Origin of the sequence: Janthinobacterium sp. (genome assembly GCF_009923995.1) — a bacterium.
Lineage (GTDB): Bacteria > Pseudomonadota > Gammaproteobacteria > Burkholderiales > Burkholderiaceae_D > Janthinobacterium.
This window is the reverse complement of the sequence record NZ_RFSK01000012.1, coordinates 82,804-99,341: the sequence shown is the minus strand read 5'-3', so window position 1 is coordinate 99,341 and position 16,538 is coordinate 82,804. Positions and strand designations below refer to the sequence as shown.

13 protein-coding genes are annotated in these 16,538 nt (G+C 63.5%); 4 read left to right on the top strand and 9 right to left on the bottom strand.

Annotated features, from left to right (window positions below):
* The first annotated feature begins 127 nt into the window (after nucleotides 1-127).
* The 4 genes from EBS11_RS08935 (at nucleotide 128) to EBS11_RS08920 (ending at nucleotide 4,660) form a co-directional block, all read left to right on the top strand.
* On the top strand, nucleotides 128-1,525 hold the full coding sequence (locus EBS11_RS08935) for a caspase family protein (protein ID WP_290602129.1): 1,398 nt from the start codon (nucleotides 128-130) through the stop codon (nucleotides 1,523-1,525).
* Nucleotides 1,526-1,610: 85 nt separating this feature from the next.
* The gene (locus EBS11_RS08930) at nucleotides 1,611-2,438 is read left to right on the top strand and encodes a hypothetical protein (RefSeq protein ID WP_290602127.1); all 828 of its coding nucleotides are present in this window, start codon (nucleotides 1,611-1,613) and stop codon (nucleotides 2,436-2,438) included.
* A 178-nt stretch (nucleotides 2,439-2,616) separates the two neighbouring features.
* The gene (locus EBS11_RS08925) at nucleotides 2,617-3,348 is read left to right on the top strand and encodes a hypothetical protein (protein ID WP_290602126.1); all 732 of its coding nucleotides are present in this window, start codon (nucleotides 2,617-2,619) and stop codon (nucleotides 3,346-3,348) included.
* 46 nt (nucleotides 3,349-3,394) lie between these two features.
* Nucleotides 3,395-4,660 (top strand): DUF6445 family protein, encoded by a 1,266-nt coding sequence (locus EBS11_RS08920; RefSeq protein WP_290602124.1) that lies wholly within the window; start codon nucleotides 3,395-3,397, stop codon nucleotides 4,658-4,660.
* Between the two features lie 62 nt (nucleotides 4,661-4,722).
* Here the strand turns inward: EBS11_RS08920 and EBS11_RS08915 are convergent, their stop codons facing one another.
* The 9 genes from EBS11_RS08915 to EBS11_RS08875 form a co-directional block, all read right to left on the bottom strand.
* On the bottom strand, nucleotides 4,723-5,664 hold the full coding sequence (locus tag EBS11_RS08915; RefSeq protein ID WP_070219038.1) for a LysR family transcriptional regulator: 942 nt from the start codon (nucleotides 5,662-5,664) through the stop codon (nucleotides 4,723-4,725).
* A gap of 93 nt (nucleotides 5,665-5,757) precedes the next feature.
* Nucleotides 5,758-6,735: a glycoside hydrolase family 43 protein gene (locus EBS11_RS08910; protein ID WP_290602123.1), complete on the bottom strand. Its 978-nt coding sequence runs from the start codon at nucleotides 6,733-6,735 to the stop codon at nucleotides 5,758-5,760.
* A 4-nt stretch (nucleotides 6,736-6,739) separates the two neighbouring features.
* Nucleotides 6,740-7,714 carry a galactofuranose ABC transporter, permease protein YjfF gene (gene yjfF / locus EBS11_RS08905; protein ID WP_290602122.1) on the bottom strand — a complete coding sequence of 325 codons (975 nt, stop codon included), beginning with the start codon at nucleotides 7,712-7,714 and terminating at the stop codon, nucleotides 6,740-6,742.
* Nucleotides 7,711-8,730 (bottom strand): ABC transporter permease, encoded by a 1,020-nt coding sequence (locus EBS11_RS08900; protein ID WP_290602121.1) that lies wholly within the window; start codon nucleotides 8,728-8,730, stop codon nucleotides 7,711-7,713. Before EBS11_RS08900 ends, yjfF begins: the two co-directional genes overlap by 4 nt.
* A 59-nt stretch (nucleotides 8,731-8,789) precedes the next feature.
* The gene (locus EBS11_RS08895; protein ID WP_290602120.1) at nucleotides 8,790-10,343 is read right to left on the bottom strand and encodes a sugar ABC transporter ATP-binding protein; all 1,554 of its coding nucleotides are present in this window, start codon (nucleotides 10,341-10,343) and stop codon (nucleotides 8,790-8,792) included.
* Nucleotides 10,344-10,352: 9 nt separating this feature from the next.
* Complete coding sequence (locus tag EBS11_RS08890) at nucleotides 10,353-11,327, bottom strand: ABC transporter substrate-binding protein (RefSeq protein ID WP_290602119.1); 975 nt, start codon at nucleotides 11,325-11,327, stop codon at nucleotides 10,353-10,355.
* Nucleotides 11,328-11,504: 177 nt separating this feature from the next.
* A complete protein-coding gene (locus EBS11_RS08885) occupies nucleotides 11,505-13,862 on the bottom strand; it encodes a glycoside hydrolase family 127 protein (protein ID WP_290602118.1) in 2,358 nt (785 codons plus the stop codon).
* 9 nt (nucleotides 13,863-13,871) lie between these two features.
* Nucleotides 13,872-14,912: an arabinan endo-1,5-alpha-L-arabinosidase gene (locus EBS11_RS08880; protein ID WP_290602117.1), complete on the bottom strand. Its 1,041-nt coding sequence runs from the start codon at nucleotides 14,910-14,912 to the stop codon at nucleotides 13,872-13,874.
* Between the two features lie 20 nt (nucleotides 14,913-14,932).
* On the bottom strand, nucleotides 14,933-16,462 hold the full coding sequence (locus tag EBS11_RS08875; RefSeq protein WP_290602116.1) for a glycoside hydrolase family 43 protein: 1,530 nt from the start codon (nucleotides 16,460-16,462) through the stop codon (nucleotides 14,933-14,935).
* Nucleotides 16,463-16,538: the final 76 nt, after the last annotated feature.

Here is a 16,538-nt window from a genome sequence, read left to right as displayed (position 1 = left end):
AAACAAGCAATGCGCTGCCAGACAAGAGAAACTTGTCAGTAAGGTAAAATGCATTTAAGCAATTTTCTCATATCAAACTGGAAATCGCTAACTTTTGTTACTTCAACGACAATTCCACCAGACACCGATGCGCCGCCTATTTGCCCTGTTGTTGCCCCTCTTCTTTTTGCTGAACAGCAACTTCGCACTGGCCGCCGCGACGGCCGTGGCGGGCAAGGCCGCCAGCGCGCCCGGCAAGCGCATGGCCCTGGTGATCGGCAACGCGGCCTATCCGCAGCCCCTGTTAAATCCCGTGAATGACGCGCGCGCCATGGCAGAACGCCTGCGCCGCCTGGGCTTTGAAGTGCTGCTGCGCACGGACGTCACGGCGGCGCAGCTGCAAAAGGCGTCGGCCGAGTTTTCCACCCAGGCACGGGGCGCCGATCTCGCCCTCGTGTTTTACGCGGGCCACGGCGCGCAGGCGGGCGAAGCCAATTACCTGCTGCCGCTGGGCGCGAACATGAATGCGCTGAGCGCGTCCGCCATCGCCGCGCAGGGCGTGTCCGTGTCCAGCCTGGCGGGCGACCTGCAGCGCACGGGCGCGCGGGGCGCCGTGCTCATCCTCGATGCTTGCCGCCAGGAATATACGCGCGGCGGCGCCGTGGCGGTGCCCGGCGGCAATGCGGCCAGCCACGGCTTTGCCGATACGGCCGCTCCACGGGGCGTGGTGATCGCCTATTCGGCCGGTCCCGGCGCCCTGGCACGCGATTTCTGGTCGCCCGATTCGCGCAACAGCCCCTACACGAGCGCCCTGCTCGACGCGCTGGACGCGCCGGGCCTGTCCATGGGCGAGCTGTTTTCGCAGGTGGCGGCGCGGGTGGCGGCCATGACGCACGACGTGCAAAAGCCCCGCGTGTCGTTCGGCGAAACGTCGGCCCGCCTGGTGCTGAACATGGGCAGCGGCAAGGGCGTCAGCCCGCCGGCGCCCGGTGCGCTGGCGTCCGGCAACAACAGCATGCGCGCGCCCCTCCCGGCGGCGGCGCCAGCGACGTCGCCCGCCGTCCCGGGCGCGAAAGTCTGGCCCGGCAATGTATTGCAGGACATCAACTATGAAATCCGCATGCAGATCGCGGCCCGGCCGTTTCCCCGCCAGCAGCTGGAAAAGCGCGCGCGGGGCGGCGACCTGGTGGCGCTGACGGCCCTCGGCTACGGCCTCGGCGGCGGCGATGCGGGCATCCGGCAGCCGAAGATCGGCATGCAGTGGCTGGAAAAGGCGGCCGCGAAAGACTTTCCCATCGCCCAGACCTATCTGGCGGAATTGCTGATGGTCAAGGGCGATCCCGCCTCGCTAAAACGGGCGGGCGTGCTGCTCGACGCCGCCTCGCAGGCCGGCTACAGCCCCGCCCATGCCTACAAATTCGACCTGGCGCGGCGCACGGGCGCACCGCCGCAGGACGCGGCCCGCCATCTGCAGGACGCCTTCATGGGCTTGATGAAGGATTACCAGGGTGCCGCCAAGGACCTGATGCAGCCGCCGAAAAAATAATTCAAAATAATTTTAGATTTCCCTGAACTGCCCCCGTTATGCGGAGGTACATGCAATACAGCATGACAGTGACCAGGGAAATTCCATGCAAGCATCCAGCCCGGCAACACCTACCACCAGCGGCCAACGGGGCCGCATCCTCGCCTACCAGCCCAGCGGACAAGGTTCCGTCAGCGTGGCTGGCATGCAACATACCTTCGACGTGGCCACGCACTGGCGCTCGGATGTGGCGCCCGCCATCAACGCCGTCGTCGACGTGCGGTTCAACGAGGCAGGCGGCCTCGACACACTCAGCGCCGTGGCGACACAGCAGCTGGCCCAGGAAGAGATGGCCGGCGCCGCCAAACTGGCGCGCGACAAGGGCCAGCAACTGTGGGGCCGGGCCGTCGATGCCCTGGGCGTCAAGGTGCTGGCCAGCCTCGGCGTGCTCGTCGCGGGCGCCTTTGTCTTCAATACCATCGGCATCCGTCTGTTCACCGCCGTCTCGCGTACCTATTGGCAGCTGCTGGGCCTGTCCGCGGACAGCCTGGAAAGCTTTGCCCGCGACGGCGGCGGCGGTTTCACGTCGGCGCAATGCTTCTTCCTGCTGGCCATTGCCGCCTGCTGCGCCACCATGGCCAGCAGCCACCCGAAAGCGGCGCTGGGCAAGTGCGCGCCCCTGCTGTTCATCGTCATCCACAGCAGCTTGCTGTTCATCAAGATCAAGGGCGCCGTCAGCGATGCGGGCAACGCCATGGGCGGCATCATGGGCAGCCGCGCGGCCCGCATGGCCGAGCAGATGGCCAGCGAAATGCTGGGGCAGGTATGGCAGGGACTCTCGTTCGGCATCGGCTTTTATTTGGTGCTGGCCTCTTCCATCGTCCTGGCCGCCTACGGCGTCGGCGAATACAAACGCTTAGGAGGCAAGCACTGAAAACCTACTGCGCAGCCCACTTCCGGGTCGGCGTTGCTCACCGTACATAAAGTACGGCTCCGCTACTCAACCCGGCATTGGGCTTGCTCGCTACGGTTTTCAGCGCTGCCGTGACTTTCGTCACTCTAAAAAAATTAAAACCGCCATTGCCGTTTAACTCATCTTTGAAGGAAATATCATGATCCGTACCCTCCCCGCCCTGCTCGCCATTACCGTCCTGCTGTCCGCCTGCGGCAAGTCCGACACTGCCGCGCCGGCCGCTTCCGCCCCCGTCGCCGCGAATGTCGCCGAGCTGGCCGCCAAGGCCCAGGTGAAGGCGGCCGCCGCCAGCCTGCCACAGGCGGACCCGGCCACGCCCACCTCCAGCTATGTCGACATCACCAGTGGCAACCAGTTGATGTACAGCTACATCGCCCTGTCCGGCGTGCCGCCCGACTATGCGGCCGTGGCGCAGCGCGTCTCGCGCGAATATGCGGGTAGCAACGACGCCTTCCGCAAGCAGGAAGTGCTCGATGCCCTGAAGCCGCAGATCGACGCCAAGGTCAATGAAGCGAAGACGAAGCGCTACCTGCGCTACCAGATCAATGGCCAGGGCGCCCTGTCGCCGTACGCGATGGACAAGGCCGCCTTCCCCGCCAAGTTCGCCGAAACGGGCACGTATTACTACATGTACGACAATGGCGACTACAAGCTGGCATTTACCAACGGCGACGGTTATTCCTTGCTGAAAGTGGACCAGGAGGCGGCCCGCAAGATCGAGGCGGCCCGCAGCGGCTACAAGGACTTCGCCATCATCGTGTATGCCTACGCCCAGGAAGCGGACATGGCCAGCAACCAGGTCAAGGCGCAGATCGTCAAGGTGGCGGTCAAGCTGAACGGGGAAGAAATTCCCGTCAGCCAGGCACTGTAGAACGGCCTCGGTTACACTGTTCGCCACATTGCATCGGGATCGACACATGGGCGAACAGACACTGGCGGAACAACAGCTGGCCAAGGGCCGGCAACTGCAGCAGCAGGGCAAGCTGATCGAGGCGATCAACGCCTACCAGGCCGCGTACAAGCAGGACCCGGCCCTGGCCGCAGCCCAGCATTTCCAGGGCCTGGCGATGCTGGAACTGGGCCAGGGCACCATCGGCCTCGGCTTGCTGAAACTGTCGCTCAAACAACAGCCGGACAATGCCCTGTTCCACTACAACCTGGGCAACGTCCTGCGCGCTACGGACAGCGAGGCGGCGCTGGCCAGCTACGCCACGGCGGCGCGGCTGGCGCCGCACGAACACGACTTCGCCATCAGCCATGCGGAATTGCTGCTGGGGAAACAGCGGCTGATGGAAACCATCGCCGAACTGGAGCGGGCCCACGCCCTGCGTCCGCAACGGTGGCAAACCCTGCAGGGCCTGGCCGAGCTGTATTACCGCACGGGACAGCAGGAACTGGCTTTGGCCCGCTACGCGCAAGCCCTGGCGCTGCATCCGGCGCTGACGCAGACGTGCCGCATCGGCTTTGCCAGCCCGCAAGCCGGGCACGCCGAAACCTTGACGCCGCTCAACGTCGAGCCAACGCTGCACGATTTTATCCGCGAAACGGATTTGCACATCCTCGACGATTTCCTGCCCGATCCCGCCGCCTGGCGCGCCCAGGCGCTGGCCTTGCCGTTCGAGCAGCAGCGCTATGCGGGACAGAACTACCCGGGCAGCCAGACGGCGGGCCAGCCCTGCCAGGCCATCATGGAACGCATCGCCACGGCCCTGGGCCGCCCCATCCGCTTCATCTCGCCCGACAACGGCTCCTGCCGCCTCAGCTATGCGGACGCCATGGCGCGCACGGATATCCACGTGGACAATGAGACGGGCAACAATTTCAATTTCTATGCGGGCGTGCTGTACTTGAACCCGCCCGAACAGTGCCAGGGCGGCACCACCTTCTGGCGCCACCAGCCCAGCGGCTGGTACCGGCGACTGCCGGAAGCGGACGTGAAGGCGGGCGGCTACGCCAGCTTCAAGGAGTTCCAGAAACGCTGGCTGCCGAACAGTAAAGTGCAGAAATTCAACGACTTACAGGAACAGCGCGACAGTTGGCAAGCCCTGCTGGAAGTACCCATGCGTCACAACCGCCTGATCGTCTACAAGGGCCATTATTTCCACTCGATCAGCAATGTGTTTGGCGACACGCCGGAGAATGGCCGGCTGGTGCAGCTGTTCTTTTTTGAAGTGCCCGACTGAACCCCAAAAGCAAGATCCGGGGTCGTACCCTGAGGGTACGACCCCGGCATTTGCCGTTGGGTTTAATACATGTCCGCGGCGGTAGCCCGTACAGCCTTCAACAACATATCCGCCCCCGGCGACAGCAGATGGTCCTGCTGGCGGATGATGCCGAAGGCATCCATCTTGCACGGCAGTTCGATGGGCAGGATGCTCAGCACGTTCAGCGATTCGTAGTAATGGGCCACTTCCGTCGGCATCACGTGCAGGGAATCCGTCTGCTGCAGCAAGGACGTGATCAAGAGCAAGGCCGTCGTGTCGACCACGTCGACGGGCGGCTCCAGGCTCGCGCGGCGGAACATCATGTCGAAGCGGTGGCGCAGGATGCTGCCCTGCGGCGGCAAGATCCACGGCTGGGCCGCCAAGTCCTTCAATTGCAGATTCTTGCGTGACAGCAGCGGGTGGCCATTGCGCGCCACGGCGCTGGCCGGCTCTTCCGTCAATTCCTCGTAGATGAGTCCCGCGCTGCTTTCCTTTTCCAGGATGCGCCCGATCATGAAGTCCAGGGTGCCATGCTGCAGCATGTCCATCAGGGTATTGCTGTGCTCCAGGTGCACGCCGATGCGCATCAAGGGCGCCTGCTGCTTGATGCGGGCAATGGCGCGCGGCAGCAGGGCCATCGCGGGCGTCATGATGACCCCCACTTCCACCTGGCCCGTGAGGCCCGACTTCAGCGCGACGATGTCGTCATGTGCCAGCGACAGGCTGGTTAATGCCATGCGCGCGTGGCGTATCATCGTCTCGCCGTAGATGGTCGGCTCCATGCCGCGTGGCAAGCGGTCGAACAGGCGCACGTCGAGCATCTCTTCCAGGTCCTTGATTTGCTTGGACGCGGCCGGCTGCGTCATGTGCAATTCTTCCGCCGCGCGGTGGATGTTGCGCTGCTCGTCAAGGGCGATCAGCAGCAGCAGTTGCCGCGTCTTCAGGCGGGCTCGCAAGAACCAGTTGGGGTTGAGGGTATCCATGAATAAATCATATCATGATCGATATCAGTTTCTGGCTGATATCGATATTATAGATATCGGTGTGTCTCCTTTTTGTGCATGATCAACGGGCGCTCAGGAAGCCTTGCAGGCGGCGCTGGGGTTGGCGGCCGGCCCCTGCTGCGTCTGGTGGATGAACTCGATGGTGCCGTCCGGCTTGTACTTCAGCTCTTCCACGGCAACGGAACGGCGGTACTCTCCGCCGCCGGGCAATTTATCGTTGTGATAGAAGATGTAGGACTTGCCATTGAACTCGATGATGGCCTGGTGAATGGTTTTCACGATGGCATTCTTGTCCATGATGGTGCCGCGGAAATGCCACGGCCCCGTCGGCGTCGGTCCCGTCGAATACGCCGTTTCTTCCGGGAAATTGCGCGAGTACGACAAATAATATGTGCCGGCATGCTTGTGCATATAGGCCGCTTCCGTGAACGCATCCATGCCGAAGGTCAGGATCGGGCCGTCCAGCTCCGTCATGTTGGCTTTTAGCTTGGCGTACTTCAAGACCGTGTTGCCCCAGTAAATGTAGGCCTGGCCATCCGTGTCGATGAAGACGGCCGGGTCGATGTCGTCCCAGGGGATCGCCGTCTGCTTCGTCATGTCGTTCGTGATCAGGGCGCTGCCGCGCGCGTCGACGAAGGGGCCGGTCGGGCTGTCGGACACGGCTACGCCGATGGCCTTGCCGGGGATGGTCTTGTGGTCGACGGTGGAGTAGAAATAATACTTGCTGCCGCGCTTGACGATGTCGCCCGCCCAGGCATCCTTGCCGGCCCACGCGAAGGTCGAGTAGCGCACGGGCGAGCCGTGATCCGTCCAGTTCGCCATGTCGCAGGAGGAATACACGCGCCACTCGTTCATGCGGTAATCCGTATCCGTGACGCTCGCTTCATCGTGGCCCACGTACAGGTAGACGCGGCCATTGTCGACCAGGGCGGCCGGGTCGCCCGTGTAGATGTTTTTCACGATGGGATTGGCTGCCTGTGCACCAAATGGGGCGCAGGCGAGCGCTGCCGCCATGCCGATGGCTGCGGCAAGTGTGTGTTGCTTCAACATAAGGTTAACTCCCGTTGGTATTTTTCTGGCCCATGGCCATCAGTCTTTGCACGACGCAAAAGACGAACAGCAGGCCGCCGATGACGATCTTGGTCCACCACGAGCTGAGCGTGCCGTCGAAGGCGATCAGGGTCTGGATGGTGCCCAGCACCAGCACGCCGGACAAGGCGCCCGCCACGTAGCCGTAGCCGCCGCTGAGCAGGGTGCCGCCGATGACGACGGCAGCGATGGCGTCCAGTTCCGTGCCTTGCGCATGCAAGCCATAGCCGGACAGCATGTAGAACGAAAACAACACGCCACCCAAGGACGCGCAAAAGCCGCTGAAGGCGTAGATCAGCACCTTGGTGCGGCCCACGGGCAAGCCCATCATGAGGGCCGACTGCTCATTGCCGCCGATCGCATACACGGCGCGGCCGAATGGCGTGACGTGCGCCAGCCAGATAGCCAGCAGCAGGGTTGCCACGGCGATCACCACGCCGGGCGACACAAAACCGCCCAGGAAGCCCAGCTGCGTCTGCGACATGGCGACGAACAGGGGGTCATCGATGGTGATGGAATTGATGCTGATCAAGTAGCACAGTCCCCGCGCCAAAAACATGCCGGCCAGGGTGACGATGAAGGGCTGCAACTTGAAATAGTGGATCAGCGCGCCCATGCTGGCGCCGAATACGGCGCCCAGCGCCAGCACGGTGGCGATCACCAGGCTGGGCGGCCAGTGCGCCACGTGCAGCAGCCAGGCGGCGATCATGGTCGACAGGGCCAGCACGGAACCGACGGACAGGTCGATGCCGCCGGAAACGATGACGAAGGTCATGCCGACGGCGATCACCAGCAAAAAGGCGTTATCGATCAACAAGTTAAAAATGACCTGCGTCGACAGCAGGCCCGGGTAGGCGGCGCCCCCCAGGCCCAGCATCACCACCAGCAGCAGGACGGTGACGAGCGAGGTGAAGTACGGGGTGTGCAGCAAACCCTTCATGCTTTTCTCCGATGCAGCAATTGCTTGAATTCCGACGACTGCGACAGGCAGACGAGGAAGACGACGACGGACTTGACGACCATGTTCACTTCCGGCGGCACGCCCAGCGAATAGATGGTGTAGGTCAGGGTCTGGATGATGAGGGCGCCGATCATGCTGCCCACGAGGCTGAACTTGCCGCCCGCCAGGGATGTGCCGCCCAGGGTGACGGCCAGGATGGCGTCCAGTTCCAGCATCAGGCCCGCGTTGTTCGCGTCGGCGCTCTTGATGTTCGAGCTGATCATCAGCCCGGACAGACCCGCGCAGGCGGCGCAGAAGACGTAGACGAAGAAGATCAGGGTCGCCGTCCTGATGCCCGCCAGGCGCGCGGCGACGGGGTTGATGCCGACGGCCTGGATGAACAGGCCCAGGGCCGTCTTGCGCATCAGCACGGCCGTGATGAGGAACACGGCAGCGACGAGGAACAGCGAGAACGGCAAGCCGAACAGGTAGCCGCTGCCGATGAAGAAGAAAGGCTGGTAGTAGACGGTGACGATCTGGCCATCCGTCAGCAGCTGCGCCAGGCCGCGCCCGGCCACCATCAGGATCAGGGTGGCGACGATGGGCTGCAAGCCCAGGCCCGCCACCAGCACGCCATTCCAGGCGCCGCACAGCAGGGCCGCGCCCAGGGCCGCCGCCAGGGCCCAGCCCATGGGAATGTTGCTCACGTAGGTGGGCACGCCGTTGTCCATCACCATGGTGCCGCCGATCAGCATGGCGGCCACGGTGCCGGACAGGGCCACGACGGCGCCCACGGAAATATCGATGCCCCGCGTGGCGATGACGAGGGTCATGCCCAGCGCCGCCAGCATCAGCGGTGCGGCGCGGTTGACGATGTCGATCACGCTGCCGTACAGATGGCCGTCACGCACTTCCAGATGGAAAAAGCCGGGGATGGCGAAGAAATCGACCAGCAGCAGCAAGAACAGCGCGGCCAGGGGCCGGCTCAGGGGGTGATGCAAGACACTCTGCAACATGGAAGCATTCGTAAGGGATGCCGCGCGCGCCAGTGGCGCACTCGACGGTGTGGATAAACTCATGCTGTCTCTCCGGCGATCACCTGCAGCACGGAGTCATCGTCCAGTTCGCCGCGTGCATAATCGCCGCAGGCCTTGCGGTCGCGCATGACGACGATGCGATCGCTGCAGCGCAGCACTTCCGGCAGTTCGGACGAGATGAACAGGATGGCCATGCCCTTGCGGCACAGTTTGGCCACATAACTCATGATTTCCTGCTTGGCGCGCACGTCGATGCCGCGCGTGGGTTCATCAAGGATCAGCATGGCGGGCGACGTCACCAGCCAGCGCGCCAGCAAGGCCTTCTGCTGGTTGCCGCCGGACAGGCTGCCGATCGGTGTCTCGATGCTGGCCGTCTTGATGCCCAGCGCTTTCACATACTCGTCGGCCAGCGCCTGCTGGCGTTTAAACGGGATGGCGCGCAGCAAGCCCGTGCGGGCCTGCAAAGCCAAAATAATGTTTTCGCGCACGGACAGCGACAAAATCGCGCCTTCGTGCTTGCGGTCTTCCGAGCAGAAGCCGATGTCGGCGGCGATGGCGTCGCGCGGCACGGCGAAGTGGCGCGGCTTGCCATTGACCATGATGCTGCCCGAGTCCGCCTTGTCGGCGCCGAACAACAGGCGCGCCAGTTCCGTGCGGCCCGAACCGAGCAAGCCTGCCAGGCCCAGCAATTCGCCCTGGCGGATGTGGAAATCCATGGGCAGCAAGGCGCCCTTGCGGCCCAGCCCGGTGGCTTCCAGCACCGTGGGACCGAAGCTGGCGGCGCCCGCTTCTTGCGCCAGATCAAGCTCCTGCGCCTGCGTATCGGCCGCCACGCCGATCATCTTGTTCACCAGCGCCAGGCGCGACAGTTCGCTGCACGCATATTCGCCCTCGCGCTCGCCGTTGCGCATGACGGTGATGCGGTCGGAAATGGCGTAGGTCTGGTCGAGGAAGTGCGTCACGAACAGGATCGCCATGCCCTGCTCGCGCAGGCGGCGCAGCACGGAAAACAGCAGATTGACTTCCGCCTCGTCCAGGCTGGACGTGGGTTCGTCGAGGATCAGCACGCGGGCAGAAATGTTCAGCGCGCGCGAAATGGCCACCATTTGCTGGATGGCCAGCGGAAAGCTGGACAGTTGCGCCGTGACGTCGATATCGATCTGCAATTGCTGCAGCAAGGCCCGCGCCTGCTGCTGCATGGCACGCCAGTCGATGGGGCCAAAACGGGCGCCGAAGCGGCGCGGATAGCGGCCGATAAAGATGTTTTCCGCCACCGACAGGTTCGGGCACAGATTGACTTCCTGGTACACGGTGCTGATGCCCAGCGCCTGCGCATCCGAGGTGGAGGCGGGGGCGATGGGCGTGCCGTCGAGCAAAATCTGGCCGCTGTCGGGCGTGTACACGCCCGTCAGCACCTTGATCAGGGTCGATTTGCCGGCACCATTCTGCCCCATCAGGGTATGCACTTCGCCCGGATACAGGCGCAGGGCGACATGGCTGAGGGCTTTGACGCCGGGAAAGGATTTACTGATGCCGCGCAACTCCAGCAAGGGAGCTGGCGCGGCGTCGTGATGCGCTTGCGTCTTCATCATGCGGCAAGCTTAGTATTTACGGTTAGGAAATTCCTTGGCGGCCACCTCGGCAGGGAACACGCTTTCCACCGTCGTGATGCGCGCCGGCACGGGTTTACCCGCCACCACGTCGCGCGCCACCGACATCAGTTGCGGGCCCAGCAGCGGGCTGCATTCCACGGTGACGTTCAGCTTGCCGGCGATCATGGCTTCGAACGCGCCCTTGACGCCATCGATGGAGATGATGATGATGTCCTTGCCCGGCTTCATGCCCGCTTCCTCGATGGCCTGGATGGCGCCGATGGCCATGTCGTCATTGTGGGCGTACAGCACGTTGATCTTCTTGCCTTCCGCCTTCAGGAACGCTTCCATCACTTCCTTGCCCTTGGCGCGCGTGAAGTCGCCCGTTTGCGAACGGATGATCTTCATCTTCGGATTCTTGCCCACCACTTCCAGGAAGCCCGCCTTGCGGTCGATGGCGGGCGCGGAGCCGACCGTGCCCTGCAGCTCGACGATGTTCAGGGTGGCATCCGGGGTTTTCTTGGCGTAATCGAGCAGCCACTGGCCGGCGCGGCGGCCCTCTTCCACGAAGTCGGAACCGATGAAGGTCACGTACAGCGATTTATCCGCCACGTTGACGGCGCGGTCCGTCAGGATGACGGGAATCTTGGCGGCCTTGGCTTCGCGCAGGACCGTGTCCCAGCCCGACTCGACGACGGGCGAGAAGGCGATGACGTCCACCTTTTGCGCGATGAAGGAGCGCAGGGCCTTGACCTGGTTTTCCTGCTTTTGCTGCGCGTCGGCAAATTTCAGGGTGACGCCATCTTTCTTGGCAGCATCTTTGATGGAGACGGTATTGGCGGTGCGCCACTCGCTCTCGGCGCCCACCTGCGAAAAGCCCATGACGAGGGGCTTGGCGGCAAACGCGGACGAGGTGGCGAAGGTGGTGGCGGAAGCGGCCAGCAGCATGGCGCTGGCGAGGAGGGTGCGGCGGCTCAATGTCATTCTTGTCTCCAGTTTTTTATTGGAATACCATCACAGCCGGATGCCGGATGGGCGGTTTTTTTATGAACCCATGGTAGGAGAAAGCCACATAGCCATCCAATCAATTCTTTTTCGCTTGCGATACCGATTTGCGTATCGCTTGACGGCTACCGTGGCCTTCCCCGGGCGTGCTTTCTGTCAGCGCAGCAGGCGCAGCCCGTACAGGCCGCCGGCCACGCTATCCTTGCCGGCGACAAATTTCACGCTGAGCTTGCCCTTCGCCGCCGCCACGAGGGCCTGGGGAATGGCGATATCGAGCGTGTGCAATTCCTGCGGCGCATCGGCCGCCACGGCCACCGTCTGCAGCGGCGTGCCATTGACCAGCACGTCGAAGGTGCGGCCCGCGTCCAGGGTGGACAGGGTCAGGCGCAGGGTTGTCGCCTCGCCTTGCGGGTCGTTCAGCTCATAGCTGAACCATCCCGTCGCATGGCGCCAGTGCCGGCCCTTGTTGACGCCATTTTCCCCGCCCTCGGCCTTGAAGAAATGGTCGGACTCGGGCTGCTGTTGCCCAGGCGCCACCTGGTCGATGGTGCGCGCATCGAGGGCCAGGCGCTCGGCTTCCGCCTGGCGCGTGCTGTCCTGCAGCTGCGCCAGCCTGGCGGGCGTGGAGACGGGCCAGTACAGCATGTAGCGCGAGTCGTGCAGGCGGAAGAAGGGGATCAGCCGCAAGGTGGCCGCATCCTTGCCCTGGATCAAGCCGGGCGCCGTAAACGTCAGCGGCTGGCCCTGCACGGGCTTGATCTTGTGCATGAAGTCCCTGGTATCGCTGACGAACAGGGGCGACGATTCCAGCGGGCACACTTGGCCCTGGGCGATATGCCCCATGCGCGAGTCGTCGGCAAAATAGTTCAGCGCTTCATTGGCGAACGGCTGCGTCTTGGCGGCCAGCACGATGGGGCCGTGCAGCACGGCATAATAGTTCGACTGGTCCGGCATCTGCTCCAGGCGCGTCGTCATGGGCAGGGTCACGTCGACGCTGTCGCCCGTTTTCCAGGCGCGCGTGACGGTCACGTACTCGCCCGGCCCGCCCCGCACGCGCAGGGCCTTGCCGTTGAGCTTGACGCGCAGCTTGCCCTTGGCCACCCACTGCGGGTAGCGTATCTTCAGGCTGAAGGTCCGATTTCCCTGCACCGTGATGCGCGTCGTGTCCCGGTCGGGAAACTGGGTCGACTGGACGATCCTGACGCCCTGCTCCTTCCAGTCCAGGGTGGAGGCCATGAACAGGTTGACGTACAGGGCGTCGCCCTCGTGGGCGTAGATGAACTCGCCATACTTGGCCTGGCTTTCGATGCCGGAACCCACGCAGCACCACATGCCCTTGTCCACTTCCGAATACACGCGGTAATGGTTCGGCCGCATGGGCGTGAAATACACGAAGCCGCCCGTGCCGGGGCGCTGCGACGAGAGGATGTGGTTGTACAGGGCGCGCTCGTAGTAATCCGCGTATTTCACCTGTTCGTCGCGCCGGAACAATTGCTCGGTAAGCTTGAGCATATTGTAGGTATTGCACGTTTCCGGCCCTTCCACTTCCTCCACCATCGAGGAAAAGTCGTGTTCGTCGTGGAAATGCTCCTTCACGCTGTTGCCGCCGATGGCCACCGTGCGCTTGTCGTGCACGGTTTGCCAAAAGAATTGCGCGGCCTGCTGCCAGTCGCGCCGGCCCGTCAGTTCGCCGATGCGCTCGAAGCCAATGACTTTCGGGATTTGCGTATTCGCATGCAGGCCCGTCAGCTTGTCCTGGCGGGCCGCCAGCGGCTGCAGGATCGCCTGGTGCGAGAAGCGCACGGCCAGGTCCATGTAGCGCTGCTCGCCCGTCATCGTGTAGACGTCGGCCAGCACTTCGTTCATGCCGCCGTGTTCGGCGCGCAGCATGGCTTGCATCTGCTCATCCGTGAGCGAGGCCGACAGTTTCACGGCCCAGTCCGACAAGGCGATCAGCATGGCCTTCGCTTCCTCGCTGCCCGCCTGCTGGTAGGCGTCGCGCAAGCCCGCATACACCTTGTGCAGGTTGTACCACGGCACCCAGCGCCCATTGACGGAAAAAGTGTCGGCCTGCAGCTCGCCCCGGGCCACGGCTTGCCAGGCGGCGCTGCCATCGGGAATGCCGCCCAGGTAGCCATTGCCGTTGGCATCCTGGCATTTCTTCAGTTCCACCAGCACGTAGTCCAGGCGCGCGCGCACCTGGGCGTCGCCCGTGGATGCATACATCAAAGCCAGCGCCGACAGGTAATGCCCGCCCATGTGGCCATCGAGGCCCGTCGCTTCCCAGTTGCCATAGCTGGGCTGCGGCTGCGGCAAGCCCGCCTCGCGGCGGAATGGCGCCAGCAATTTATCCGGGTCAAACGCCATCAGATACTGCAGATCCGTCGTCTGTGCGTCGAGAAACGGTCCCGCACCGAGGCGCACGGCCGAAAGGGGAAACAGCTCGGCCGCCTGGAGCAGCGGCGTGGCCAGGCCGCCGGCGGCCAGCGCCAGCGTCAACAGGGTTTTTTTCACGGTGCGTCCTTACGGTTTGGCTGTGGCGGCGGGCAATTCGCGGCTCTGGTAGCGGTTCAGGTCGTGCGGGTCGACGTGCGGCCAGCCCTCCTTGTCCCACGTCATGGGCATGATCTTGAGTTTCTGCAAATAGTTGTCCGCCGTTTCATAGGCGTGCAGCACCAGGTAATCCTTGCCGTCGAAGGTGTAGGCGCTGTTGTGGCCCAACCCCTTCCAATCCTTGTCGCCTTGCAGCAGCACCGTGCCGCCGCCCTGCGCCATGTCGCGGCCATCCCGGTCCAGGTACGGCCCCGTCACGCTCTTGGCGCGTCCCACGGCCAGGTGATAGGTGCTTTTTTCCTTCTGGCAGCACAGGCCCCACGAGACGAAGAGGAAATACTCGTCGCCGCGCTGGAAGATGAACGGCGCTTCGATTTCCTCGGGCGCGGGCTTGAATTCGCCGGCGCGCGGCGGCAGCGGCACGCGGCGCGCCAGCGAATGCCATTCTTGCGGTTCGGCAATCGTTTTCCAGTCGGCATTCAACTTCACCAGCTTGATGCCGTTCCAGAACGAGCCGAAGGCCATCCACGGCGTACCCTGCTTGTCCGTGATGATGTTCGAATCGATGGCGTTCCACTCGTCGCGCTCGGGCACCGATTGCAGCAGCATGCCCTGGTCTACCCAGCGGTAGTCGGGCGAGCGGGGATTCAGCGTGGCGTTGACGGTCACGCCGATGCCGGAGGTGTTCTTGCCGAAGCCGGACACGGAGTAGTACAGGTAATACTTACCGTTATGAAACTGCACGTCGGGTGCCCAGATGTGGTCGTCGAACGAGGGCGCGGCCGTCTTCGCCCACGCAGGCTGGCCCGCGAAGATGCGCCCTTCCGGCTGCCAGTCGACCATGTTCTTCGAGCTGTAGAAGGTGATGCCGGGTCCCGTGCTGTACAAATAATAGGTGTCGCCTTCCTTGGCCATCACGGGGTCGTGCACGCTCACTTGCGCGGCATGGCAGGACAGCGCCATCAGGGTGGCGGTAACGGCGGCCAGGCCGCGCTTGAGCGTTTGCATCATGGTTCTCCTTGATTGTTACTTCATGTGCCCGTGCGGGCGCCCCACAGCGACACGCCGTCGGCCGACTGCGCCGTGAACGTGACGACGAAGGCATTCGCATTGGCATTCCACTGGCGCGACAGCACGCCATTGAACAGACCGCCGGACGCCAGGGTGATGGCGACCAGGTTGTTGCCCTGGTGCTGCCACGTGCCCGTCTGCGCCCCGCTGACCGTCCCATTGGCCAGCAGCGCGATATTTTGCGACAGCTTGAGCGCCGTGGAAATATCCTTGCCATGGTTGATCAGTTGATAGCTGCCCGCCACGTCCGCGGCCGCCACCTGCGCCGCCAGCGGCGTGACGCTCTTGCTCAAGGGCACGTAGCGGAACGGCGCCGCCACCAGCCAGCCATCGGCATTGATGAACAGCTCGTGCACGCGGATTTCGTGCAGCTCGCCCGTGTTCGGGAAGCGCGTGTGGAAGATGAGGAAATACTGCTGCGTGGCGGCATCATAAAACGCCGAATTGTGTCCTGGCGACACATATCCCGGCGGCGTGCCCGTTTCTCCCGTTGCCAGTGCGAATTGATGGTTGCCCATCAGCTTCTGGCCGTATGGCGCGATGGACGCATCGTCGAACAGGGGCAAGGCGGGGTTCGACTTGACCTGGCGCATGTCCTTGCCCTTGGCATCCACGTAGGGACCGTCCGGATTGCGCGAGCGGGCCACGCGCATATTGTAGGCGCCGTTTGCGTCCAGGCCGCCAAACGAGGTGAACAGGTAGTAATACTGCGTTTGCGGGCTGTACAACACGTACGCGCCCTCGATGCGGCTATGGTTGCCGCCGATCACATGCTTGCCATAGCCCTGCCCGGTGACGGGCAAGCCCGTGGCCGGGTCCATGGCCAGGATGAAGATGCCGCCCGAATACGAACCGTAGATCATCCACAGCTTGCCCGTGGCATCGCGGAAAGTGTTCGGGTCCACCACGTTCGGTTGCGTCAGCGCATCGTAGATGGTCACGCCATCTTCGCTGACCTGGCCCCACATGCCGGACTTGAGGAAAATCTGCTGGTTGACGTACGGGCCTGTCACCGCGTCGGCCAGGGCCAGGCCCATGGCGGAACGGGGCGAATCGCCCTTGCAGCTGTTGTAGTACATGGCGAACTTGCCATTGTCGAGCCGGATCACGTCCGGTGCCCACAGCCCGGTTACTTGCGACCAGGCAAAGGTATCGGCCAGGGCCGTGACGACATTGTTGAACAGGGGATTGCTGGCGTTGACGCCTTCGGCAATCTTGCTCCAGTTCATCAGGTCCGAGGACTTGGCGGCCGCCAGGTGCGAACCGAAGACATAATAGGTATCGGCCACCTTGATGACGGACGGGTCATGCACGGAGGCATTCATAAAGGTGACGGCGCCCTGTACGGGCGGCGTCACGACGGGCGGAACGACCGGGGGCACGACGGGCGGCGTGACGGACACGACGGGAACACTATCGGAACCGCCCCCGCCACAGGCGACCAGGGCCATGGCGCTACCGAGCGCCAGCACAGCTTCTCTTCTGTTCATGGAATACTTCCTCTACAACGTGCAGCACGATGCGGCTGGCCGGCGCGGGAAGGCTCCCGCGCCGGCGCAGAGTAGA

Bases quoted from the DNA above. Each gene is read 5' to 3' on its own strand.
- EBS11_RS08935 (WP_290602129.1), top strand. From the start codon at position 128: ATGCGCCGCCTATTTGCCCTGTTGTTGCCCCTCTTCTTTTTGCTGAAC.
- EBS11_RS08930 (WP_290602127.1), top strand. From the start codon at position 1,611: ATGCAAGCATCCAGCCCGGCAACACCTACCACCAGCGGCCAACGGGGC.
- EBS11_RS08925 (WP_290602126.1), top strand. From the start codon at position 2,617: ATGATCCGTACCCTCCCCGCCCTGCTCGCCATTACCGTCCTGCTGTCC.
- EBS11_RS08920 (WP_290602124.1), top strand. From the start codon at position 3,395: ATGGGCGAACAGACACTGGCGGAACAACAGCTGGCCAAGGGCCGGCAA.
- EBS11_RS08915 (WP_070219038.1), bottom strand. From the start codon at position 5,664: ATGGATACCCTCAACCCCAACTGGTTCTTGCGAGCCCGCCTGAAGACG.
- EBS11_RS08910 (WP_290602123.1), bottom strand. From the start codon at position 6,735: ATGTTGAAGCAACACACACTTGCCGCAGCCATCGGCATGGCGGCAGCG.
- yjfF (WP_290602122.1), bottom strand. From the start codon at position 7,714: ATGAAGGGTTTGCTGCACACCCCGTACTTCACCTCGCTCGTCACCGTC.
- EBS11_RS08900 (WP_290602121.1), bottom strand. From the start codon at position 8,730: ATGTTGCAGAGTGTCTTGCATCACCCCCTGAGCCGGCCCCTGGCCGCG.
- EBS11_RS08895 (WP_290602120.1), bottom strand. From the start codon at position 10,343: ATGATGAAGACGCAAGCGCATCACGACGCCGCGCCAGCTCCCTTGCTG.
- EBS11_RS08890 (WP_290602119.1), bottom strand. From the start codon at position 11,327: ATGACATTGAGCCGCCGCACCCTCCTCGCCAGCGCCATGCTGCTGGCC.
- EBS11_RS08880 (WP_290602117.1), bottom strand. From the start codon at position 14,912: ATGATGCAAACGCTCAAGCGCGGCCTGGCCGCCGTTACCGCCACCCTG.
- EBS11_RS08875 (WP_290602116.1), bottom strand. From the start codon at position 16,462: ATGAACAGAAGAGAAGCTGTGCTGGCGCTCGGTAGCGCCATGGCCCTG.